At 37.4% G+C, this 1,338-nt stretch carries 3 protein-coding genes; 1 reads left to right on the top strand and 2 read right to left on the bottom strand.

The window, feature by feature from the left end; genetic code table 11:
* The coding region (locus DB41_RS07560) for a hypothetical protein (protein WP_238578465.1) at positions 1-474 on the top strand (474 nt) is incomplete at its 5' end.
* A 231-nt stretch (positions 475-705) separates the two neighbouring features.
* On the opposite strand, the gene DB41_RS07555 is transcribed toward DB41_RS07560, so the two are convergent.
* Both DB41_RS07555 and DB41_RS11715 read right to left on the bottom strand, forming a co-directional pair.
* Entirely contained in the window at positions 706-924 is a 219-nt protein-coding gene (locus DB41_RS07555; RefSeq protein ID WP_039386069.1) for a hypothetical protein, read from the bottom strand.
* Positions 924-1,067: a hypothetical protein gene (locus DB41_RS11715; RefSeq protein ID WP_155117614.1), complete on the bottom strand. Its 144-nt coding sequence runs from the start codon at positions 1,065-1,067 to the stop codon at positions 924-926. The genes DB41_RS07555 and DB41_RS11715 overlap by 1 nt, the downstream gene beginning before the upstream one ends.
* Between the last annotated feature and the right edge of the window lie 271 nt (positions 1,068-1,338).

The raw sequence follows: 1,338 nt of genomic DNA, 5'->3' as shown, positions 1-1,338 counted from the left end.
CGGAAAAAAAAGATAGAATTTACCATGACACCTCGGCCTGTTGAAAAATGTTGGAACAAGAAGTCGATCTTAACTATCTCTAGTTATGATGGCAAGCGCTTAGCAGTGGGACTAAGTACGAGCCTTATTATAACTTATAATCCTGATGATGGAAATTTTTTAACCGAAGCAAACATAGGCTTAGTAGCGCCTGTGCGTTTTCTTGCTTTAGATGATAACTATTTTCTAGCCTCTCATTTCCATCCTGAATTCAAGAGCTTTGACCTTTATCAACATACTCCTATTATAGAGTGTTGTGGAGCATTGTGGCCTTTGCCGCCTAGTGAATATCCATTGGTAGATTCTAATACTATCCATGCTAGCTACGATGGCCGCAAACTAGTCTTTTGTGATGAACATGGATGGCTGCATCTATGGGACTTTGCTCATTTACAAGGAAAGGAGGCTATTTTAGTCGCTCCTCCCGATGCTTAGGAAAGCTATTTGTTTACCTGAAGCGTTTGGCTAATTAAAATAGATTGCAACTGTTCATAAGAGCGATAAGAGGAATATTTGCTTTGCATTACTTCTTGGCTAAGCTTCTCGGTGAGTTGAGAAGTTGCTTGAAGCTGATCATCTATAAAATGTCTAGATCCTTCGAGCCTAGCAAAAGAAGAGGGGTCAATGGGGGAAGGAATTGAAAAGTCAGAAGATGTTTTGTGGCTTTCAAGCTTGGCTAAGCTTGCTACTATAAAAATCGATTAATGAACCAGAATCTATATAATAACCCGCATTCCGCAAGTTAATTTCTCTCGTCATCAAATTTCTGCCAAGGAGGTCTAAAACCAGTAAAACATGCCTCATGTTAGGGTTTAAACTAAGGATTAATTCTTTTATGCCTTCGTGGATAGGGCCTAGAGTAAAACCTAATCCATTAATTATCATTAGCTTAACGCTTCTCCTGTGATCATAATCGCTCTGGGATCTGAAGAGACCACCTGGACTATCATCATCCCTTGGGTAATTTTGTCACTCATTGTAGACCCAATTTTAAGGTGATCAAGTCGCGTGCTACTATACTTTTCCATCGTTTATGTTCTCACTTTCTTTGCTTTACAAAGAACAAGATTAGTCTTTTCTAAAAAACTTAAGGCAATTTCCAGCCTCAATAAAAATAATATCCGGGAATCGCTACAACCCGCGGAATGTGGGTAATAACTTCTGGAAAAACTTGCTTAAGATAAATTGTTCATAGGTGAAAGATAAATTTTATTCAATTTTTTTTTACGGGCCCTAGGTTATTTAATATTTGAAATATTCTATTGGATTTTAATTAGTAAAACACTAATATCTCATAAT

The sequence above is a fragment of the Neochlamydia sp. TUME1 genome (assembly GCF_000813645.1).
Taxonomy (GTDB): domain Bacteria; phylum Chlamydiota; class Chlamydiia; order Chlamydiales; family Parachlamydiaceae; genus Neochlamydia.
Note: the sequence above shows the minus strand (reverse complement) of the source record. Positions and strands in the feature narration are given on the sequence as shown.

Coding starts and splice junctions, on each gene's coding strand:
- DB41_RS11715 (WP_155117614.1), bottom strand. CDS start 1,067: ATGGAAAAGTATAGTAGCACGCGACTTGATCACCTTAAAATTGGGTCT.
- DB41_RS07555 (WP_039386069.1), bottom strand. CDS start 924: ATGATAATTAATGGATTAGGTTTTACTCTAGGCCCTATCCACGAAGGC.